The organism is Pseudomonas sp. WPR_5_2 (assembly GCF_003634475.1).
Classification (GTDB): Bacteria; Pseudomonadota; Gammaproteobacteria; order Pseudomonadales; family Pseudomonadaceae; genus Aquipseudomonas; species Aquipseudomonas izuensis.
Genome location: NZ_RBLA01000011.1, coordinates 78,516 through 99,046, shown reverse-complemented (window position 1 = coordinate 99,046; position 20,531 = coordinate 78,516). Strand labels below are relative to the sequence as shown.

Sequence of the window (20,531 nt, the reverse complement as noted above, 5' to 3'; positions counted from 1 at the left end):
GGGCATGGCAAAGACTATCGACGACAAGCTGGTGCTGGCGATTTCGTCGCGCGCACTGTTTGACCTGAGTGAAAGCCACAAGGTGTACCTGTCGAGTGGCGTCGAGGCTTACCGGCAGTATCAGATCGAGCATGAAGACGAAATTCTCGAACCCGGTGATGCCTTCCCTCTGGTGCAGAAACTCCTCAACCTCAATGCCAGCCTCGGCCGTGCCCGTGTCGAGGTGATCCTGGTGTCGCGTAACAGCGCCGACACCGGCCTGCGGGTGTTCAATTCGATCCATCACTATGGACTGGCCATTTCCCGCGCGGCGTTTGTCGGCGGGCGCAGTCCCTATCCGTACCTCAAGGCTTTTGGCTGCGACCTGTTTCTTTCCACCCATGCCGAAGACGTGCGCAGTGCACTGGACGCGGGTTTTGCCGCGGCGACCATCCTGTCGGGAGGCGCCAGCCGCGCCGCCAGCGATGAATTGCGCATTGCTTTCGACGGCGATGCGGTGCTGTTTTCCGACGAGTCGGAGCGCGTGTACCAGGCCGGTGGTCTGGAAGCGTTTCAGGCCAGCGAACGCGAGGCGGCCCGGCAACCGTTGCGCGGTGGGCCATTCAAGGGTTTCCTGGCGGCCCTCAATCTGTTGCAGCGCGAGTTCCCGGATGGCGCCTGCCCGATCCGCACGGCGCTGGTGACGGCCCGCTCGGCACCGGCCCACGAACGGGTGATCCGCACCTTGCGCGAATGGGACATCCGGCTGGATGAGTCGCTGTTTCTCGGTGGCCTGACCAAATCGGCGTTTCTCGAAGCCTTCGCCGCCGATGTGTTTTTCGATGATCAGGCCGGTCACTGCGAGTTGGCCCGGGAAGTCGTCGCCACCGGTCATGTGCCCCATGGCATAAGCAACGAACAAAAGGTTTAAGCCCGCCGATCAACGTGTTGCGCAGGACGTCGTACTCCTCAAGGCACTGCTAAGCTGAATCAATCTCCGCCATGTTGGCATTCGAGGAGGTCATATGATTCGCTCGATACTCTATGCCACTGACCTCGGTCTGTACGCCCCTTTGGTGATGCAGCATGCCTTGGCATTGGCCCGGACATTTAATGCCAACCTGTACGTGGTGCACGCGGTTGAACCCATGGGGCTGTTCGCCGAGTCGGTGCTGCAGAGCTATCTCGATGAGCAGGCGTTGAACGAGTTCCACAATCAGGGGTTGAACACCGTCATTGCCAGTATCGAGCAGCGGGTGCTCGACAGTTTTCGTGAAGAACTGGGGGGAGAGGGCGAGCACGATCTGGAGCGGATCCAGGCGGTGCGGGTGCTGCAGGGCGATCCGTCGCAGGTGATTCTCGACCAGGCGCAGAAACTCTCCGTGGATTTGCTGATCGTAGGTAGTCATAGCCATGGTGCTGGTGCGGAAACGCCATTGGGCCGGACCGCCGCGCGTGTGTTGCAACTGTCTCAGGTGCCGGTTTACCTGGTGCCGCTGGTGCAGCGTCGTCGCCAGGGGGATCGCTAGAACACGAATAGTGGCATTCTGATAAAAAGTTCTAGATTTATTCTTCAAACCATTAATATAGTTATATACCGTCGCTGATGCCCGTGGCGTCTATCTGCTTTGAGGGATTCATATGAAGCTTCAACAATTGCGCTACATCTGGGAAGTGGCGCACCACGACCTCAACGTTTCCGCTACAGCCCAAAGCCTTTACACCTCGCAACCGGGCATCAGTAAACAGATCCGACTGCTGGAAGACGAATTAGGCGTCGAGGTGTTCGCCCGCAGCGGCAAGCACCTGACCCGCGTCACCCCGGCCGGCGAACGCATCATCACCACCGCCGGTGAAATCCTGCGCAAGGTTGAAAGCATCAAGCAGATCGCCCAGGAATTCTCCAACGAGAAGAAAGGCACCCTGTCGATCGCCACCACCCATACCCAGGCGCGTTATGCGTTGCCACCGGTGATCAGCAATTTCATCAAGCAGTACCCGGACGTTGCCCTGCACATGCACCAGGGCTCGCCGATGCAGATCGCCGAAATGGCGGCTGACGGCACGGTGGATTTCGCCATCGCCACTGAAGCGCTGGAACTGTTCGGCGACCTGGTGATGATGCCGTGCTATCGCTGGAACCGCTGCGTGGTCGTGCCTCAGGGGCACCCGCTGACCAAACTGTCGAAGCTGACCCTCGAGGCCCTGGCCGAATACCCGATCGTGACCTATGTATTCGGTTTTACCGGCCGCTCGAAACTCGACGAAGCCTTCAGCCATCGTGGCCTGACGCCAAAAGTGGTGTTTACCGCGGCCGACGCCGACGTGATCAAGACTTACGTGCGCCTGGGCCTGGGCGTGGGCATCGTGGCGAAAATGGCGGTCGATACCAAACTGGACAACGACCTGGTGGTGCTCGATGCCAGCGAGCTGTTCGAGTCCAGCGTGACCAAGATCGGCTTCCGTCGCGGTACTTTCCTGCGTGGCTTCATGTGCGACTTCATCGAGAAGTTCGCCCCGCACCTGACCCGCGAAGTCATGGCCAAGGCTATCCAGTGCCACAACAAGCAGGAACTGGAAGAGCTGTTCGACGGTGTCGAACTGCCGGTGCATTAAGTTTTCTTAAACAACCTCGGTGACAGCAAACTGTTGCCGAGCGCCCGCCACCAGAATCTCCACCTCATCGCCTTCGAACTTGCCCAGCAGGCCTTTGCCCAGCGGTGAGCGCGGGGTGATGACGGTAATGGTTTGCCCCACCAGATCGACCTTCAGGCCCGCCGCATCCGGTGCCAGGAACAGCCACTGTTCACGGCCCTTTTCGTCTTCCAGGCCGAGCAGCGCGCCGACTTCAATACCACGCCGTTCGTCATAAGGACGCGGGACCAGGTTTTGGCAAAGCGCCAGAGACTGACGGATCTCTTCGACCCGCCTGGCTTGCCCGGCAGCCAGGTAGGACGCCTCCAGACCCAGCGTGTCGTACTTGTTTTCGGCGATGTTTTCTTCGTGGGTCGCGGTTTCGTAGGCGGTTTGCGCAGCGCGTTCGGCGATGTCGAGGTCGATGCGCAGCTTATCGAGAATCAGTTGGTGGACACTTTGTTTATTCATGATCAATCGCAGAATTGCAGGACGTTGGCGCGACTTTTTTCGCTTGGGGCGGTCTGGTCCTGTTGCAACCAGAACTGGCATTTTGCGTTCGACAGATTGCGATTGCTACTGCGTGCCTGATCGAGTCGCTGCGCCTGTTCGTTCTTGCGCAGGTTTTCTTCGTATTGCTCGAAGATCGGGCTCTGTGGAGGAATATCCGGTACCGGTTGCGTCGCCACGGGCGGTTTGGCCAGTTGCTCTATCGTCGCCGCGACCGGCGCCAATTGTTCGTTGAAGAACAGGCGAGCGACGAGCCAGCAGGTCAGCGCGATGGCGATGAAACCCAGCCACAAACCGAAGGCGATGCTGCCGGTCAGTTGCACGACATTGAGCTGGATCGGCAATGGACGGCGCGGATTGGGACGGTAGGGCATGGCTGCCTCCTGGCAGTGGGTCGCGGGTTGTTGGCGATTGTCGCACGAAGAATAATCGTCGTCGGCTCTTCTGCGCGGGGTAATTTATGCGCAGAATCGCTGCCTTTGCCAACGGGAGCCTGGAATGCCTGAAAAGAAAACCCGCTGGGATATTTTTTGCACCGTGGTCGACAACTTCGGCGACATCGGCGTGACCTGGCGCCTGTCCCGGCAACTGGTTGCCGAGCATGGGATAGCGGTGCGGTTGTGGGTCGATGACCTGCGTGCCTTCGAGCGCATGTGCCCGGAGATCGATATCCACACCTCGCAGCAATGGCAGCAGGGTGTGGAGGTGCGTCACTGGGCGAGCGACTGGCAGCCTGTCGAAGCGGCGGATGTGGTGATCGCCGCGTTCGCCTGCCAATTGCCGGGCGCCTACATGGACGCCATGGCCGAGCGGGAAAAAACACCGCTGTGGATGAATCTCGATTACCTGAGTGCCGAGGGTTGGGTGGTCGGCTGCCACGGCTTGCCGTCGGTGAAGTACAGGCATGTGCAGAAGTTCTTCTTTTTTCCGGGGTTCCAGAAAGGCACGGGCGGCTTGTTGCGTGAAAGCGGATTGCTCGAACGGCGACGGACGTTTCAGCAAAGTCCTGAAATGCAGCGCGAGTTCCTGCAAGGTCTTGGGATAAATCCTGCGCAGGGTGCGCAATTGATCTCGCTGTTTGCCTACGAAAATACCGGGCTGGCCAGTTGGCTGGACGCGATGGCGGGCGACACGATGCCCACTCATCTGTTGGTGCCGGAAGGGCGGATTCTCGGCGATGTCGAGCGTTGGCTTGGCGTGGATGGACTGAAGGCCGGTGCGCTGCATGTGTGCGATGCGTTGACCGTGCAAGTGTTGCCGTTCGTCCGACAGGACCAGTATGACCATTTACTGTGGTGCTGCGATTTCAATGCGGTACGTGGCGAAGATTCCTTTGTCCGTGCCCAATGGGCGGGGCGGCCATTGCTCTGGCACATCTATCAACAAGAGGAAGACGTCCACCTGGATAAACTGGAAGCCTTCCTCGCGTTGTATGTGAACGGTCTGTCGGAGACCGCTCGCGAGGCGATCAGCGGTCTTTGGCGGGCGTGGAATGCCGGTGACAATATGGCAGGCCACTGGCAATCGACCCGCAAACACTGGCCGGAACTGCAAAAACACGCCGAGACATGGTGTCTGGAACAGGCCTCGCAGGCTGATCTTGCGGCAGCGCTGGTACAGTTTTATGTAAATTGGATATGATACGCGGCCTAGATTTTTGTAAATCCCATCCAAATTCGGATATTCGCAATGAAAACTGGTAAAGAACTCAAACCCGGTACAGTGATCCGTATCGACAACGACCCTTGGCTGGTTCAGAAAGCTGAATTCACCAAGTCCGGTCGTAACAGCGCGATCATGAAGACCAAGCTGAAAAACCTGCTGACCGGCTACAAGACCGAAACCGTTTACGGTGCGGACGACAAGCTGGATGACGTGATCCTGGATCGCAAAGAAGCGACCCTGTCCTTCATCAGCGGTGACTCCTACACGTTCATGGACACCACCGACTACACCATGTACGAGCTGAACGCCGAAGACATCGAAGCCGTTCTGCCGTTCGTTGAAGAAGGCATGACCGACGTTTGCGAAGCCGTATTCTTCGAAGGCCGTCTGGTTTCCGTAGAACTGCCGACCACCATCGTGCGTCAGGTTGCCTACACCGAAGGTTCCGCTCGCGGCGACACTTCCGGCAAGGTGATGAAGCCTGCCAAACTGAAGAACGGTACCGAGCTGTCGGTTGCTGACTTCATCAATATCGACGACATGATCGAGATTGATACCCGCGAAGGCGGTTCCTACAAAGGCCGTGCCAAATAAGCACTGCTTCAGGAATGAAAAAGCCCGACCAGTGAGTCGGGCTTTTTTGTGCCTGTCAGAAACACCCCAATCCCCTGTAGGAGCGAGCCTGCTCGCGATGGTCGTTAACGATAACGTGGGCTATCTGAATGCCTGCGTTGTCTGGGCGCCCATCGCGAGCAGGCTCGCTCCTACAGGGGGGAGTGTTATTTCTTCAGGTGTTGCTTGAGTTCTTCAGATGCCTGCAGCATCGCCGAACGCACCGCCGGCACCTGACTCACCACGTTGAGCAAACCGTAGTCGTGGATCATGCCGTTGTAGCGAACCGAGGTCACCGGTACGCCGGCTTCGTCCAGTTTGCGGGCGTAGGCTTCACCCTCATCGCGCAGCACGTCGGCTCCAGCGGTTTGCACCAGCGCGGGTGGCAGGCCCTTGAGTTGCGCAGGGGTTGCCCGCAATGGCGAGGCGTAGATCTCGTTACGCTGCCTGGCGTCGGTGGTGTAGTTGTCCCAGAACCACTTCATCATGTTGCGGGTGAGGAAGTGCCCTTCGGCATACTGGTTATAGGAACCGGTGTCGAAGTTGGCATCGGTCACCGGCCACAGCAGTACCTGGAACTTGATTGCCGGGGTGCCTTTGTCTTTTGCCATCAATGCGACCACGGCCGCCATGTTGCCGCCGACACTGTTGCCGGCCACGGCCAGACGCTTGCCGTCGACGTTGATCTCTTTACCGTGTTCGGCCACCCATTGGGTCGCGGCATAAGCCTGATTGATCGCCACCGGATAATGCGCTTCCGGCGACGGTGTGTAGTTGACGAAAACCGCTGCCGCCCCCGAACCCACCACCAGGTCGCGAACCAGCCGCTCGTGGGTCGGGAAGTCTCCCAGTACCCAGCCGCCGCCATGGAAGAACATGAACACCGGCAGCTCGCCTTTGACCCCGGCCGGCCTGACGATGGTCAGGCTCAGCGGTTGGCCGTCGACCTGGATGGTCTTCTCGCTGATATCGGCTTTTGGCAGCGTCAGCTTCACCCCCGACTGCGCGCCCACCAGCACGGCGCGGGCATCTTTGGGCGTCATCTGCTCCATCGGCTTGCCGGTGCCGGCGTTCAACACATCGAGAAACGCCTGGGTGTTGTGTTCAACGTCGCCGGCGAATGCACTGTGGACGGATAGGGCGAGAAGGGTACCGGTCAAGACTTTGCTGAAAGTGTTCATGTTCATTTCCTGTTCGGGCCTGAGTGGACAAAAGCGGTTAGACGGTCACGTGCAGGCGCACTTCGACGTTGCCGCGGGTGGCGTTGGAGTACGGGCAGACCTGGTGGGCAGCGTCGACCAGGGTTTGTGCATCGGCTTGTTCAAGGCCTGGCAGGCTGATGTGCAGGTCGATGTCCAGGCCGAAACCGCCAGGGATCTGGCCGATGCCGACATGGGCGGTGATCGAGGCGTCGTCCGGGATTTTGCGTTTGGTCTGGCTGGCAACGAACTTCAGTGCGCCGATGAAGCAGGCGGAATAGCCGGCGGCGAACAGTTGCTCAGGGTTGGTCGCTGCGCCGCCGGCACCGCCGAGTTCTTTCGGGGTAGCGAGTTTGACGTCGAGAACGTTGTCGCTGGAAATCGCGCGACCGTCACGGCCGCCGGTGGAGGTTGCGATTGCGGTGTAGAGAATTTGCATGGTGGAAGCCTCGTTCGGGATTTGTTTGGTTTGCGCTAAATGTTTGCGCGCTAAGTAAGTGCGAAATAAATGTATCGCGCAAATGTTTAGCGCGCAAGATAAATTTTGAAAAAAATCCCGAATGAACGCTTGGGAAATGAATGGGCTTGGCGGAAAGTGATGAGATAGAGCTTCAGAAGAGCGTTTTATCTGCCAGAAAATTTTTTGAAGGATGGCCAATGTGGGAGCGAGCCTGCTCGCGAATGCGGTGTGCCAGTCAGCATCAATGCTGAATGTGACAATGCATTCGCGAGCAGGCTCGCTCCCACAGGGGGGGTAGGCTGTAGTTAGAGGCTGGCTTGCAGATGCCGACGCAGTGCTTGCAGCTCCGCTTGCAGGTTCTGCAGTCGTTCCAGCGTCATGCCGCTGGCGCCGAGGATGCACTGGGGAATGTCCCGCGCCTTGTCGCGCAGGGCCCGGCCTTGCTCGGTGAGTTCGACGATTACTACGCGCTCGTCTTCACGGCTACGGGTGCGGCTGAGCACACCTTCGGCTTCCAGGCGCTTGAGCAAGGGGGTGAGCGAACCGGGATCGGTCAGCAGCCGGGCGCTGATTTCGCCTACGGTCAAACCGTCCTGTTCCCACAGCACCATCATCGCCAGGTACTGTGGATAAGTCAGGCCCAACGCTTGCAACAAGGGTTTGTAGACCTTGGTCATCATCAGCGAAGTGGAGTGCAGGGCGAAGCAGGCCTGGTTGTCCAGCAGCAGATCGTCGCAGTTGTCCGGGTTTTTGCGCTCGGTGGTCATTTCGCAGCCTTGATCGGTGATCGTCATGAATCTAGCGGGCAAATCTTTAATGCACCAGACAATTCTAGCCTAGTGGCGGCCCAGATGGGTTTGCAGCACCAGATCCCAGGGAGGGATCGGACTGAAACGGGTTTTCAGGTATTCCAGCAGCAGACGGCTGCGGGAGCTGGGTTGCTGCTCCAGGCGCAAGGCATAGATCCCGGCGCTTTCCGGTTTGGGCAGGCCACTTTCGCAGAACAGGGGCAACAGTTCGCCGCGCAACAAGTACTCGCTGGCCAGCCACGTCGGCAAGTGCGCGACACCCAGACCGGCCAGCGCGCCGCAGACCAGCGCTTCGGCATTGTTGGCGCTCATGCGAATGCGCGACGGGCGATGCAATTGCATCTGGCCATCCTGCTCGAAACGCCAGGCAAAGGGGGGTGCCAGACCGGCCCAATCGAGGCCATCGTGGTCAATCAGTTGGGCCGGATCATTCGGCACGCCGCGGCGTTGCAAATAATCGGGGCTGGCGCAGGCGATGCGCACCATGCTCGCCAGTGGTGTGGCCACGAGCCGAGTGTCGGCCAATTGCCCGGCGCGCAGCACCAGATCGACCTTGCCCAGGTTCAAGCCCTGCATGTCGACGAAACTGTCGATCAGTTGCAGTTGCACGTCGAGCCCGGGGTAGAGCATCAGAAAGTCGGCAATCACCGGCGCCAGATGCCGTCGACCAAACGCTGCCGGCGCATCCACCCGAATCAACCCTTCCGGGGCGCTGCTGAGGGACACGGCCTCGGCCCTGGCCAGGCGCAGTTCCGCGACAATGCGCCGCGCGCGCTCGGCAAATGCCAGGCCCGCCGGGGTGGCCCTGACGGCGTGGGTGCTGCGGATGAACAACTGGCTGCCGACGGCGCTTTCCAGGCTGTCGATACGCCGGGCCACCGCCGAGGGCGTCAGGGGGTGGCGGCGCGATGCGGCGGAAAAACTGCCGGTTTCCAGCACGTCGAGGAACAGGCCGAGCTGGTCGGTCAGTTGATTGGGATTCATGGTGCGCCCATTGCTTTTGCGAATTTGGCACAGCCATTGTGCGTTGCTGTGCGTTTCCGCGCCAGAATCAACTGCGTAGGATCGAAGGCCTGATGTGACTGGGATAAAACGCTCGTGATTGAGTTTCTGATGTATCTGGTGTTCGGCGCGGCCTTGGGCACACTCGGCGGGTTGTTCGGAATTGGCGGCGGTCTGATTGCCATTCCGCTGTTGGGTGTGCTGTTCGGTCTCGACCAACAGATTGCACAAGGCACGGCACTGGTGATGGTGGTGCCGAATGTGATGCTGGCACTGTGGCGTTATCAACAGCGCAACCGGATTGAATTGCGCCACGCGTTGCCACTCGCCACGATGGGATTCAGCTTCGCCTGGCTCGGTTCCCTGTGGGCGGTGGGCATTGATGCACAAACCATGCGTCTGGGGTTTGTCGGGTTCCTGATCGCGCTGTCGGCGCTCAACCTGGCACGTATGTTTACCGCCAGTGCACCAGCAGCCTCGGAGATGAATTACCCGTGGCCGTGGCTGGGTGTACTCGGTGCGGCATCCGGCACCATGGGCGGCGTATTTGGCGTGGGTGGTGCCGTGGTGGCGACGCCGGTACTGACCAGTGTGTTTGGCACCAGTCAGGTGGTGGCGCAAGGTTTGTCGCTGGCGTTGGCATTACCCAGCACGGGTGTCACGCTGGTCACGTATGCCGTGCATCACCAGGTGGACTGGATGATCGGCATTCCATTGGCAATCGGCGGGTTGATGAGCATCAGTTGGGGCGTGAAAATTGCCCATGCGCTACCGGAGCGGCTGTTGCGCGGACTGTTCTGTGGCTATCTGGTGTGCTGCGCGGTGACACTCGCCCTTAAAGTTTGAAGCCTTCGATGATGTGTTCGGCCAGGCACTCGGTGATTGGCGACGGGTTGTGCAGGTTGCGCACCAGCATGATGCTGGCTTCGGGCAACAGGGGCAAACCTTCATCCTCGCCGAGGATGCGCATGTCGGGCGTTATCAGGCTTTCCAGTTGCGCGGTCACCGCCAGGCCGGCGCTGACCACCGCCATGATCGCCGACAGGCTGTCACTGTTGTAGGCCACCCGGTAATCGCGGCCTATGGCATCGAGCGCATTGCAGGCCCATAAGCGGCAGAAACAATCGCTGTTGAACATCGCCAGCGGCAACGGTGTCTGCTCGTGGGCGCTGTAGCATTGCGCTTCGGCCCAGACGAATCGTTCCTTGCGCAACAACTGGCCGATTTCACTGCCCGGTTCGCGGGTGACGATGGACAGGTCCAGATCCTGACGCACCAGCAGTTGTTTGGATGATTCGCAGTGCACCTCGATCTGGATCAGCGGGTAGGACTGGGCAAACCGGCGCAGAATCCCCGGCAGGAAACGCATCACATAGTCATCCGGCGTACCGATGCGCACCATGCCGACCATGTGCGGTTCGCGCAGGGTATTGAACACCTCGCTGTGCAGCTTGAGGATGCGCCGCGCATAGCCAAGCAACACCTGGCCTTCCGCCGTCAGCCTCACCTGGCGGCCGTCGCGCTGGAACAATTGCCGTTGCAACACGTCTTCTTCCAGCCGTTTCATCTGCATGCTGACGGCGGACTGTGTGCGATTGACCAATTCACCGGCGCGGGTAAACCCACCCTGGTCGGCGATGGCAACGAAGGTGCGCAGCACTTCGGTATCGATACTCGGGTAGGCCGACATTCATCAATCTCCGAGATATGTGACATCAGAAACATTCGTTGGATTGATCTTAAGCCTGGGGCGAGACTGAAGCCATCCAAACGGAGGGCAACAAGATGAAAGGTCAACATGAATATCCAGCCGTAGAAAAACACTCTCACCACCTGGTATCGGATCTGTTGCACAAGTTCAGCCGCTGGTATGAACTTCACCGGGAACGCGAGTTGTTGGCAAGCCTGAGTGATGAAGCGCTGAAAGACATCGGTATGAGCCGCGCGGATGTGGAGTTCGAGTCGGTCAAACCGTTCTGGAGCGACCCGATGCACAAATGAGTAAAACCCAACTACACAAACCGACTTTCGGTGAGGTAGGTTGCGAGCAGACAAGGAGATGCTCATGCCCGCAACACAGTCCTTTTCCCTCAAACAGGCTCGGCGTCTGGCGCTGGCTGCCCAAGGATTCAACGGGCGCCAGCCGCCGGCGACGATCAAACCGGTTCAACTCAACCGTCTGATCGAACGGCTGGGCATTCTGCAGATCGATTCCGTCAATGCAGTGGTGCGTTCGCACTACCTTCCGCTGTTTTCCCGTCTCGGCAATTACTCATCCGACTTGCTCGACCAGGCCGCCTGGAGTCAGGGCCGGCATCGCACCTTGTTCGAATACTGGGGGCATGAGGCCTCGTTGCTGCCCTTGTCCATGTACCCGTTGATGCGCTGGCGCATGCAACGTGCGACCCGGGGCGAAGACATCTATCAGCAACTGGCGAAATTCGGTCGTGAACAGCAGGACACGGTTCACCGGGTGCTGGCTTGCGTTCAGGAACAGGGCGCGCTGGGCGCGGGTAGTTTGTCGACGCGCCAGGAGCGGGCAGGGCCGTGGTGGGACTGGAGCGCGGAAAAGCATGCGCTGGAATGGTTGTTCGCCGCAGGTGAAGTGACCGTCGCCAGCCGGCGCGGATTCGAGCGGCTTTATGACCTGCCTGAGCGGGTGATTCCTGCGGCGATTCTTGCGCAACCGCAATTGAGCGAGGCCCAAGCCCAGCGTGGTCTATTACTGCACGCCGCGACAGCTTTGGGGGTGGGTACCGAGAAGGACTTGCGCGACTATTTTCGCTTGAGTCCCGCTGACAGTCGCCCACGCCTTGATGAATTGGTCGAGGCGGGTGAGTTGCTCATTTGCGAGGTCCAGAGCTGGCGGCAACCGGCGTATTGCCTGCCCGAGCCCAAGATGCCACGCAGGGTCGAGGCCAGTGCGCTGCTTTCACCCTTCGACTCGCTGATCTGGGAGCGCAGCCGTACCGAGCGCCTGTTCGATTTTCGCTATCGGCTGGAGATTTACACGCCGCAGGACAAACGGGTCTATGGCTATTACGTCCTGCCGTTCTTGCACAACGAACGGATCGCCGCACGGGTTGATCTGCGCGCCGAACGGGCGGCGGGGCGATTGGCAGTGCATGCGGTGCATGAGGAAGAGCCGGGGCTGGATGATGAAGGGATGCTGGCGTTGGCGGTCAATCTGCGGCGGATGGCGGATTGGTTGGGGTTGGAGTGGATTCAGTTGAATTGTCCGCGGGCGAGTGCGGCAAGGTTGAGGGTGGCATTGGCCGGGATTGATGGTGTCTGAGCTGGCCCTTTCGCGAGCAGGCTCGCTCCCACAGAAGTGCGCTGTACCTGTGGGAGCGAGCCTGCTCGCGAAGGGAGCGACGCTATTTAACGCCGAACCTGTTTCAGGGTCTCGGCAATCAAGAATGCCAACTCCAGCGACTGGTCGGCATTCATCCGCGGGTCGCAATGGGTGTGGTAACGATCCGACAGACCGTCCTCGGTTATCGGCCGCGCGCCACCAATGCACTCGGTGACGTTCTGCCCGGTCATCTCGATGTGAATGCCACCGGCATAACTGCCTTCGGCTTCGTGCACCTGGAAGAACTGCTTCACTTCACCGAGGATCTGCGCGAAGTCGCGGGTCTTGTAGCCGCTGCTGGCCTTGATGGTGTTGCCGTGCATCGGGTCCGAACTCCACAGCACTTGCCTGCCTTCACGCTGCACGGCGCGAATGAGCTGCGGCAAGTGATCGCCGACCTTGTTCGCGCCCATCCGCGCAATCAGGTTAAGACGGCCCGGATCGTTGTCCGGGTTCAGCACGTCGATCAGGCGAATCAGGTCTTCGGGGTTCATACTCGGGCCGACCTTGACGCCGATCGGGTTATTCACCCCGCGCAGGAATTCGACGTGGGCGCCGTCGAGCTGACGGGTGCGGTCGCCGATCCACAGCATATGGGCCGAGCAGTCGTAATAATCGTTGGTCAGGCTGTCGCGGCGCACGAAGGCTTCTTCGTAGTTCAGCAGCAGCGCTTCGTGGGCGGTGAAGAAACTGGTCTCGCGCAGTTGCGGCGAGCTGTCCATGCCACAGGCACGCATGAAGGCCAGGGTTTCATCGATGCGGTCGGCCAGGTGGCTGTATTTTTCCGCCAGGGCCGAGTTGGCGATGAAGTCCAGGTTCCACTTGTGCACCTGATGCAGGTCGGCAAACCCGCCCTGGGCGAATGCGCGCAACAGATTCAGGGTGGCGGTGGATTGGTGATAGGACTGCAGCAGGCGCTCCGGGTCCGGCACGCGGCTTTTTTCGTCGAAACCGATACCGTTGACGATATCGCCACGGTAGGCCGGCAGGGTCACGCCGTCGATCGTCTCATCGTTGGCCGAGCGGGGCTTGGCGAATTGCCCGGCCATGCGCCCGACCTTGACCACCGGGCAACCGGCCGCGAAGGTCATGACAATCGCCATTTGCAGCAGCACCTTGAAGGTGTCGCGGATTTTCGCGGCGGAGAACTCGGCGAAGCTTTCCGCGCAGTCGCCGCCTTGTAACAGAAACGCGCGGCCCTGGGTCACCTCGGCAAACTGACGGCGCAATTCCCGGGCTTCACCGGCAAACACCAGCGGTGGATAGCTGGCCAGGGTTTGCTCGACATGCTGCAAATGCGCCACGTCGGGATATCGGGGTTGTTGCTGGATCGGCAAGGCGCGCCAGCTGTCAGGGCTCCAGGGTTGGCTCATCGCGGTCTCTAATGTTTTACGCTCGGACAACCATGTTATCAGCAATTAGTGCGTGACCTGTTCCCGAAGCTTGGCGGACAATCGCGCCTTTGCCGCCCCCTGTTCGCGGTGTTATTGCGTTGCCGCTTTTTATATTGAAGGCATGGCGACGATCGGGAGACGAAATGACTGAGGAGCGCGTCGAGCATTTGCTCGCCGAGGTGCAGGACGAATTTGGCGTGATTCGTGTGCTGGAAGTGGCTGATTACCGTTTTCTCGAATTCGGTGATGCCATCGAGCAAAGCTGTGTGTTTACAGCCGACCCGAGTTGGCTCGAATACGATTACACCCGGGCGATGCTGATCGGTGCGCTATGCCACGAACAGCCCGAATCCGCGCTGTTCCTGGGTCTCGGCGCCGGCACGCTAACCCAGGCCTGCCTCAAGTTCCTGCCGCTGGAAGATGTCGAGGCCATCGAACTGCGCCCGGATGTGCCGCGCCTGGCCATCGAATACCTTGGGCTGGATGACGATCCGCGCCTGTATATCCGCGTGGGCGATGCGCTGGAACTGCTCGACACCGCCGAGCCGGCGGACCTGATTTTTGTCGACCTCTATACCGACGTGGGTCCGGGCGTTGGGCATCTGGCGTGGACCTTCCTGGAGAACTGCCAGAAACGCCTGAATCCCGGAGGCTGGCTGGTGATCAATCAGTGGGCAACCGATGACGGCAAGCCGTTGGGCGCTGCATTGCTGCGCGGGCTCTATCACCGGCATTACTGGGAGTTGCCGGTGAAGGAGGGCAACGTGATCCTGATCGTGCCTTCGGAGCTGGATCAGGAGCTCGATATGGAAGGGTTGACCGCCCGGGCTGAAGCACTGGCGCCGCGGTTGGGGTATTCGTTGCAGTCGTTGATCAAGGCGATTCGCCCGGCGACTTGAGTGCTGTCTGGTTGGGCCTCATCGCGGGCAAGCCTTGCTCCCACAGGTTTTGTGTCGTTCACATTCTCGGTGGACGACGCAAAACCTGTGGGAGCAAGGCTTGCCCGCGATTGCGATATCAATGCCGACACAACTCTCAACAGCCTTTGAATACGCCGGGCCGCCGCTCCACCAGCGAACGCACCCCCTCCTGGGCATCCTCACTGCCCAACAACTTCTTCACCAGCACCGGCAACCCTTGGGCAGCAGCCGTTTCCCCTTCATAACGCGCCTGTCGCGCCGACATCAATGTGGCCTGAACCCCCAGCGGTGCCTGACGGGCAATGCGCTCGGCCAGCTCGATTGCCCTGGGCAGCAAATCCTCGCTGGCCATGACTTCCTGCACCAAACCCAAGTGCAACGCATCATGGGCATCGAACTCATCCCCGGTCAGCATCCAGCGCATGGCATTGCCCCAGCCGGCCACTTGATGCAGGCGTAGCGTGGCACCGCCAAAGGGGAAGATGCCGCGCTGCACTTCCATTTGCGCGAAGCGGGTATTGCTGGCGCACAGGTTGATATCGGCGGCCAGCATCAACTCGATGCCGATGGTCAGGCAGTAACCCTGGGCCGCGACGATCACCGGTTTGCTGACTCGGGGACCGGCAAATACCCCCCATGGATCGCAGCCGCCGGGCGGAGCCTGCCAGCCTTCGGTCAGCGCGGCGCTGGCATTCACCAGATCCAGACCGGCGGTGAAATGCTCGCCATGACCAAATACCACCGCCACCCGCGCTTCGCTGTCGGCCTCGAACTCGCCATAAGCCAGGCTTAGCTCGTTGAGCAGGTCGAGATCGAAGGCGTTGCGTTTGGCGACCCGATCCAGGCCGATCAACAGGACATGACCGCGCTTTTCACGGCTCACACGGTGGGTGTCGAGCTCTTTCATGAGGGCATTTCCTCGAGCGGGAAGGGGAGTCGGACCGACGGTCCGCGTGTTCAAGGTGAACCGTTTTAGCGCCATGACCCGCAGGGCCGGGCCTTTGCAAAATAGACGCTTGCACGATTATCCGCAAAGCCTGTGACAGAACGCTGTACGCGGCAGTTTTACGTTAAAAAAAGGCTCCCTTTTTCGGCAAATTCCGGTATAGTGCGCGCCGGCCTTTAGCCGGGCCGCGTTTAGGTAGCGCAATTCCCCGAAGTCAGCTTCGGTTGCACGTCCGTACAGCGGACTCTTCCTTAACGATTCTTTTCATTCATTCGTTTTCGCAAATCCCCGCCGACAAAGCTGCCAGGGCGACTCTTGAGTCTCAACACGGCATGCGCAGCTTTGGAGCATGGGTCTTTGCGGATGCACTTAGAGGCAGACCCATGACCCAGGAAATCGGCGGCTTCGCCGCTCTTGAACTTCATCCCAATATTGTCGCTGCAGTAGTCGCTACCGGCTATGAAGAGCCTTCGGCCATTCAGCAGCAGTCGATCCCGATCATTCTCGCCGGTCACGATATGATTGGTCAGGCGCAAACCGGTACCGGTAAAACCGCTGCCTTTGCCCTGCCTATCCTGCACCGCATTGATCCGTCCAAGCGCGAGCCGCAAGCTCTGATCCTGGCCCCAACTCGTGAGTTGGCGCTACAAGTTGCAACCGCTTTCGAAACCTACGCCAAGCAAATGCCGGGCGTAACTGTTGTGGCTGTCTACGGCGGCGCGCCGATGGGCCCACAATTGAAAGCAATCCGTAATGGCGCACAGATCGTTGTCGCCACTCCGGGCCGTCTGTGCGACCACCTGCGTCGCGACGAAAAAGTGCTGGCGACCGTGAACCACCTGGTTCTCGACGAAGCAGACGAAATGCTCAAACTGGGCTTCATGGACGACCTGGAAGTTATCTTCAAGGCCATGCCGGAAACCCGTCAGACCGTATTGTTCTCGGCCACCTTGCCGCAATCGATCCGTGCCATCGCCGAACGCCATCTGCGCGATCCGAAGCACGTGAAGATCCAGAGCAAGACCCAGACCGTTACCGCGATCGAACAGGCTCACCTGTTGGTTCACGCTGACCAGAAGACTTCTGCCGTTCTCAGCTTGCTGGAAGTGGAAGATTTCGACGCGCTGATCATGTTCGTGCGCACCAAGCAAGCAACCCTGGACCTGGCCAGCGCCCTGGAAGCCAAAGGCTACAAAGCCGCTGCGCTGAACGGTGACATTGCCCAGAACCAGCGTGAGCGCGTGATCGACTCCCTCAAGGATGGCCGTCTGGACATCGTTGTGGCGACCGACGTTGCCGCTCGTGGCCTGGACGTACCGCGCATCACTCACGTGTTCAACGTTGACATGCCGTACGATCCGGAATCCTACGTTCACCGTATCGGCCGTACTGGCCGTGCCGGTCGCGAAGGCCGTGCGCTGCTGCTGGTGACTCCGCGTGAGCGCCGCATGCTGCAAGTGATCGAGCGTGTGACCGGTCAGAAGGTTGCCGAAGTTCGTCTGCCGGACGCTCAAGCGGTTCTGGATGCACGCATCAAGAAGCTGACCAACAGCCTGTCGCCGCTGGTGGCCGATGCCGAATCGACTCACGGTGATCTGCTGGATCGCCTGACCGCCGACATCGGTTGCAGCCCGCGTGCCCTGGCCGCAGCCCTGCTGCGCAAGGCTACCAACGGTCAAGCGCTGAACCTGGCCGCTATCGAGAAAGAGCGTCCACTGGTGCCGAACAACGCACCGCGTGGCGATCGTCCAGAGCGTTCCGGTGATCGTCCGGACCGTGGTGACCGTGAGCGTCGTGCTCCGATCCCATTGGCCGAAGGTCGTGCCCGTTGCCGTACCGCGCTGGGTGCGCGTGACGGTATCGCCGCCAAGAATCTGCTGGGCGCCATCCTCAATGAAGGTGGTCTGGCCCGTGAAGCCATCGGTCGCATCCAGGTGCGTGACAGCTTCAGCCTCGTCGAGCTGCCTGAAGATGGTCTGGAGCGTCTGCTGACCAAACTGAAGGACACTCGCGTTGCCGGTAAGCAGTTGAAACTGCGTCGCTATCGCGAAGATTGATCCGCTTTCGGGCTGATTGATCGAACATAAAAAATCCCCGACTGGTTCGGGGATTTTTTTTGCTTTTTTTTCCTTTGAGCCGGTGGTGCGCCCTTCGCGAGCAGGCTCGCTCCCACAGTAGATATTCTGCGCACACAAGTGGTGTAAACGACCGAGATCAAATGTGGGCGCGAGCCTGCTCGCGAAGGGCGCAACTCGGTTTAACGGTCAGCCAAAGCGGTAGATATCCATACCCAACGCGCCCATCGTGAAGCCTTTGTGGGCGACGGTGAAATTACCCCCGGCACCGCGGGCAAAGTACAGCGGAAGCAGGTGTTCATCGCTGGGATGGTTGCGCGCGGCGTTCGGTGCCTGTTGACGATAATCGTGCAAAGCCGTTTCGTCGTTGGCCTCAAGTTTCTCGATCATCCAATCGCGAAATACCTGCGCCCAGGGCTCGACGCTCTCAGGGCCGGCATGCCAGTCCAGTTCCCGCAGGTTGTGGGTAATGCTGCCGGAGCCGATCAACAGCACACCCTGTTCGCGCAAGCTGGCCAGGGCATGGCCGACGCGGGTTTGCAGGGCGGGGCCGCCACGGGTTGGCAGGGAAACCTGGACGATCGGAATATCGGCCTGCGGATACATCAATGACAAGGGCACCCAGACGCCGTGGTCAAACGGCCGCTGAGTGTCGCTGCGTGCGGGAAGGTCGGCTGCGTTCAACAGCTCGACAACCTCGGCCGCCAGCCGGGGATCGCCGGGCGCCGGATATTGCACTTCGAACAGCGCCTTTGGAAAACCACCGAAGTCATGCCAGGTTTCGGGCCGGGGATTGGCGCTGACCAAGAGTTCATGGCTTTCCCAGTGCGCCGAGACAATCACGATGGCTTTGGGCTTGGGCATGTCTGCCGCCAGGCGAGCGAGGGCCGGCCCGCTGGCGCCGGGTTCCAGGGCCAGCATCGGGGAGCCATGGGATATGTACAGGCTGGGGAACATGAATGAGCTCCTGAGAGTTAAGATGGCACCATCTTCAGTCAGATCATTGATCTAAATCTAATATAAGTTTTAGGGTGTTTTGATCGAATTTTCGGGGTTATTTATGCAGCCGGAGTTTTGGCACAAGAAGTGGGCGTCGAATCAGATCGGCTTTCATCTGCCGCAGGTGAACGGTCATCTGAAACGGTTCTGGCCACAGCTGGGTCTTGAGGAAGGTTCACGGGTGTTGGTGCCGTTGTGCGGCAAGAGCCTGGATTTGCTGTGGCTGGCACATCAGGGGCATGAGGTCCTGGGCATAGAGTTGTCGGAAAAAGCCGTGGAGGATTTCTTCGGTGAGCATGGTTTCGATCCCGCCATCAGCGAGCAGGGGCCATTCAAGGTCTATCGCGCCGGTTCGATTGAACTGTGGTGCGGTGATTTCTTCTCCCTGAGTGCCGGTGATGTGGCGGATTGCTCCGCGCTTTATGATCGCGCGGCGCTGATAGCGTTGCCGCCAGAGATGCGGGAGCGCTATGCCGAACATTTGAAACGGATACTGCCCAGGCAGTCCCTCGGGTTGTTGATCACCCTGGATTACGATCAGGCACAAATGTCCGGGCCACCATTCGCCGTACTCGACGATGAAGTGCAGCGGTTGTTCGGGGCTGCGTGGGGGTTGAAGATCCTTGAGGATCAGGATGTCTTGAGCGAGAGCGGGAAATTTCTGGAGGCGGGTGTTACGCGGCTTGAGGAACGGGTGTATCGGGTTTCCAGCCGGTAATGCTTGTTGATTGTTCCGGCCCCATCGCGAGCAGGCTCGCTCCCACAGGGGGGCGTGTTGTACGCAAGTCCAATGTGGGAGCGAGCCCGCTCGCGAAGGGGGCCGAAAGAACACCCAATATTTAAGCGCATAAAAAAGGCCCGCATCACTGCGGGCCTTCTTGTTTGCCTTGGAAGCACTCAGCCCCGACGACGAGCCAGTGCGTCGATACGCTCTTCCAGCGGTGGATGGCTCATGAACATGCGAGCGAAGCCCTGTTTGAGGCCACCGTTGATGCCAAAAGCATTCAGGGTGTCCGGCATGTGCACTGGCAGACCTTGTTCCGCACGCAGGCGTTGCAGGGCGCCAATCATCGCGGCAGTACCGGCCAGGTTTGCCCCGGCTTCGTCGGCACGGAATTCCCGTTTGCGCGAGAACCACATGACGATGGCGCTGGCGAGGATACCCAGGACCAGTTCGGCGAAAATGGTCGCCACGTAGTAGGCGATCCCTTGGCCTTCTTCGTTCTTGAAGATCACCTTGTCGACAAAGTTGCCGATGATCCGTGCGAAGAACATCACGAAGGTGTTCACCACGCCCTGGATCAGCGCCAGGGTCACCATGTCGCCATTGGCCACATGACCGATTTCGTGAGCCAGAACGGCCTTCACTTCATCCGGCGAGAAACGCTCAAGCAAGCCCTGGCTGACCGCGACGAGTGCGTCGTTCTTGTTCCAGCCGGTGGCGAACGCGTTCGCTTCGTAGGCCGGGAAAATCCCGACTTCGGGCATCTTGATCCCGGCTTCACGGGACAGTTGCTCGACGGTTTGCAGCAGCCATTGCTCGTGGCGAGTACGTGGCTGGGTAATGATCTGGGTGCTGGTGCTCATCTTCGCCATCCACTTGGAGATGAACAGCGAGAACAGGGAACCGGCGAAACCAAAGACCGCACAGAAAATCAGCAGCTGATTGAGGTTGAGATCAACCCCATTGGCCGCCATGAACCCGTTGAAGCCGAAAAGGCTTAGCGTGATGCTGGCAATCAGCACGACCGCCAGGTTAGTGGCCAAAAACAGCAGGATGCGCATCATGGTTGTAGAAATCTCCTTATGCTAAAGATGTAGCGTACTGCGGGGTATATAAGGTGCTGCACCGGGGTATTCAACCAGGTGACTATTTCAAACTGTGTCCTACGGCAATAGCTTAGCTGCTTGCAGGGTATTTCCGACGTTGTACCGGGAAGTGTTTGTAAGACTTGTGGGCATTGCAGCGCCC

Annotated in this window: 22 protein-coding genes; 11 read left to right on the top strand and 11 right to left on the bottom strand. The window is 59.5% G+C overall.

Features of this window, described 5'->3' with window-relative positions; genetic code table 11:
* Positions 1-4 precede the first annotated feature (4 nt).
* The 3 genes from BJ917_RS29790 to cysB all read left to right on the top strand — a co-directional run bounded on the left by BJ917_RS29790 (position 5) and on the right by cysB (position 2,595).
* Positions 5-910 carry a 5'-nucleotidase gene (locus BJ917_RS29790; protein ID WP_096509760.1) on the top strand — a complete coding sequence of 302 codons (906 nt, stop codon included), beginning with the start codon at positions 5-7 and terminating at the stop codon, positions 908-910.
* Between the two features lie 94 nt (positions 911-1,004).
* Positions 1,005-1,508 carry a universal stress protein gene (locus BJ917_RS29785; RefSeq protein WP_096509761.1) on the top strand — a complete coding sequence of 168 codons (504 nt, stop codon included), beginning with the start codon at positions 1,005-1,007 and terminating at the stop codon, positions 1,506-1,508.
* A gap of 112 nt (positions 1,509-1,620) precedes the next feature.
* Positions 1,621-2,595, top strand: coding sequence for an HTH-type transcriptional regulator CysB (cysB, locus tag BJ917_RS29780; protein WP_008057010.1), 975 nt, complete (start codon positions 1,621-1,623; stop codon positions 2,593-2,595).
* Between the two features lie 6 nt (positions 2,596-2,601).
* Here the strand turns inward: cysB and BJ917_RS29775 are convergent, their stop codons facing one another.
* Positions 2,602-3,084 carry a GreA/GreB family elongation factor gene (locus tag BJ917_RS29775; RefSeq protein WP_121105882.1) on the bottom strand — a complete coding sequence of 161 codons (483 nt, stop codon included), beginning with the start codon at positions 3,082-3,084 and terminating at the stop codon, positions 2,602-2,604.
* A gap of 2 nt (positions 3,085-3,086) precedes the next feature.
* The gene (locus BJ917_RS29770; protein ID WP_096509763.1) at positions 3,087-3,497 is read right to left on the bottom strand and encodes a hypothetical protein; all 411 of its coding nucleotides are present in this window, start codon (positions 3,495-3,497) and stop codon (positions 3,087-3,089) included.
* 124 nt (positions 3,498-3,621) lie between these two features.
* Here BJ917_RS29770 and earP point away from each other — a divergent pair, with 124 nt between their 5' ends.
* Together earP and BJ917_RS29760 are read left to right on the top strand one after the other, a co-directional pair.
* Complete coding sequence (gene earP / locus BJ917_RS29765) at positions 3,622-4,764, top strand: elongation factor P maturation arginine rhamnosyltransferase EarP (protein WP_121105880.1); 1,143 nt, start codon at positions 3,622-3,624, stop codon at positions 4,762-4,764.
* Between the two features lie 48 nt (positions 4,765-4,812).
* Positions 4,813-5,382, top strand: a complete 570-nt coding sequence (locus BJ917_RS29760; protein ID WP_007983530.1) for an elongation factor P — start codon at positions 4,813-4,815, stop codon at positions 5,380-5,382.
* Positions 5,383-5,567: 185 nt separating this feature from the next.
* Here the strand turns inward: BJ917_RS29760 and BJ917_RS29755 are convergent, their stop codons facing one another.
* From BJ917_RS29755 to BJ917_RS29740, 4 genes are all read right to left on the bottom strand, one after another.
* Positions 5,568-6,581 carry an alpha/beta hydrolase gene (locus BJ917_RS29755; RefSeq protein ID WP_121105878.1) on the bottom strand — a complete coding sequence of 338 codons (1,014 nt, stop codon included), beginning with the start codon at positions 6,579-6,581 and terminating at the stop codon, positions 5,568-5,570.
* A gap of 37 nt (positions 6,582-6,618) precedes the next feature.
* Entirely contained in the window at positions 6,619-7,038 is a 420-nt protein-coding gene (locus tag BJ917_RS29750; RefSeq protein ID WP_121105877.1) for an organic hydroperoxide resistance protein, read from the bottom strand.
* A gap of 326 nt (positions 7,039-7,364) precedes the next feature.
* Entirely contained in the window at positions 7,365-7,826 is a 462-nt protein-coding gene (locus BJ917_RS29745; RefSeq protein WP_121105956.1) for a MarR family winged helix-turn-helix transcriptional regulator, read from the bottom strand.
* A 69-nt stretch (positions 7,827-7,895) separates the two neighbouring features.
* Positions 7,896-8,852, bottom strand: a complete 957-nt coding sequence (locus tag BJ917_RS29740) for a LysR family transcriptional regulator (protein WP_096509767.1) — start codon at positions 8,850-8,852, stop codon at positions 7,896-7,898.
* A 114-nt stretch (positions 8,853-8,966) separates the two neighbouring features.
* On the opposite strand from BJ917_RS29740, the gene BJ917_RS29735 reads away from it, so the two are divergent.
* Positions 8,967-9,716 (top strand): sulfite exporter TauE/SafE family protein, encoded by a 750-nt coding sequence (locus BJ917_RS29735; protein WP_121105875.1) that lies wholly within the window; start codon positions 8,967-8,969, stop codon positions 9,714-9,716.
* Here BJ917_RS29735 and BJ917_RS29730 read toward each other — a convergent pair.
* Positions 9,706-10,560 carry a LysR substrate-binding domain-containing protein gene (locus tag BJ917_RS29730; RefSeq protein WP_096509769.1) on the bottom strand — a complete coding sequence of 285 codons (855 nt, stop codon included), beginning with the start codon at positions 10,558-10,560 and terminating at the stop codon, positions 9,706-9,708. The two genes, BJ917_RS29735 and BJ917_RS29730, sit on opposite strands and share 11 nt — an antisense overlap.
* Before the next feature lie 95 nt (positions 10,561-10,655).
* Here BJ917_RS29730 and BJ917_RS29725 point away from each other — a divergent pair, with 95 nt between their 5' ends.
* Both BJ917_RS29725 and BJ917_RS29720 read left to right on the top strand, forming a co-directional pair.
* Positions 10,656-10,871, top strand: a complete 216-nt coding sequence (locus tag BJ917_RS29725; RefSeq protein WP_096509770.1) for a DUF1127 domain-containing protein — start codon at positions 10,656-10,658, stop codon at positions 10,869-10,871.
* A gap of 64 nt (positions 10,872-10,935) precedes the next feature.
* Positions 10,936-12,165 carry a winged helix-turn-helix domain-containing protein gene (locus BJ917_RS29720; RefSeq protein ID WP_121105873.1) on the top strand — a complete coding sequence of 410 codons (1,230 nt, stop codon included), beginning with the start codon at positions 10,936-10,938 and terminating at the stop codon, positions 12,163-12,165.
* 86 nt (positions 12,166-12,251) lie between these two features.
* On the opposite strand, the gene BJ917_RS29715 is transcribed toward BJ917_RS29720, so the two are convergent.
* Positions 12,252-13,598, bottom strand: a complete 1,347-nt coding sequence (locus BJ917_RS29715; RefSeq protein ID WP_096509772.1) for a class II 3-deoxy-7-phosphoheptulonate synthase — start codon at positions 13,596-13,598, stop codon at positions 12,252-12,254.
* Between the two features lie 164 nt (positions 13,599-13,762).
* Here BJ917_RS29715 and BJ917_RS29710 point away from each other — a divergent pair, with 164 nt between their 5' ends.
* Positions 13,763-14,518: a spermidine synthase gene (locus BJ917_RS29710; RefSeq protein WP_096509773.1), complete on the top strand. Its 756-nt coding sequence runs from the start codon at positions 13,763-13,765 to the stop codon at positions 14,516-14,518.
* Between the two features lie 136 nt (positions 14,519-14,654).
* On the opposite strand, the gene BJ917_RS29705 is transcribed toward BJ917_RS29710, so the two are convergent.
* Positions 14,655-15,446, bottom strand: a complete 792-nt coding sequence (locus BJ917_RS29705; RefSeq protein ID WP_096509774.1) for a crotonase/enoyl-CoA hydratase family protein — start codon at positions 15,444-15,446, stop codon at positions 14,655-14,657.
* A 422-nt stretch (positions 15,447-15,868) separates the two neighbouring features.
* Between BJ917_RS29705 and BJ917_RS29695 the strand changes: the two genes are divergently transcribed.
* Positions 15,869-17,542: a DEAD/DEAH box helicase gene (locus BJ917_RS29695; protein ID WP_096509775.1), complete on the top strand. Its 1,674-nt coding sequence runs from the start codon at positions 15,869-15,871 to the stop codon at positions 17,540-17,542.
* A 207-nt stretch (positions 17,543-17,749) separates the two neighbouring features.
* On the opposite strand, the gene BJ917_RS29690 is transcribed toward BJ917_RS29695, so the two are convergent.
* Positions 17,750-18,517, bottom strand: a complete 768-nt coding sequence (locus tag BJ917_RS29690) for a class III extradiol ring-cleavage dioxygenase (RefSeq protein WP_121105871.1) — start codon at positions 18,515-18,517, stop codon at positions 17,750-17,752.
* Between the two features lie 103 nt (positions 18,518-18,620).
* Here BJ917_RS29690 and BJ917_RS29685 point away from each other — a divergent pair, with 103 nt between their 5' ends.
* Positions 18,621-19,277, top strand: a complete 657-nt coding sequence (locus BJ917_RS29685) for a thiopurine S-methyltransferase (RefSeq protein WP_096509777.1) — start codon at positions 18,621-18,623, stop codon at positions 19,275-19,277.
* A gap of 179 nt (positions 19,278-19,456) precedes the next feature.
* On the opposite strand, the gene htpX is transcribed toward BJ917_RS29685, so the two are convergent.
* Positions 19,457-20,347 (bottom strand): protease HtpX, encoded by an 891-nt coding sequence (htpX, locus tag BJ917_RS29680; protein ID WP_077044600.1) that lies wholly within the window; start codon positions 20,345-20,347, stop codon positions 19,457-19,459.
* Between the last annotated feature and the right edge of the window lie 184 nt (positions 20,348-20,531).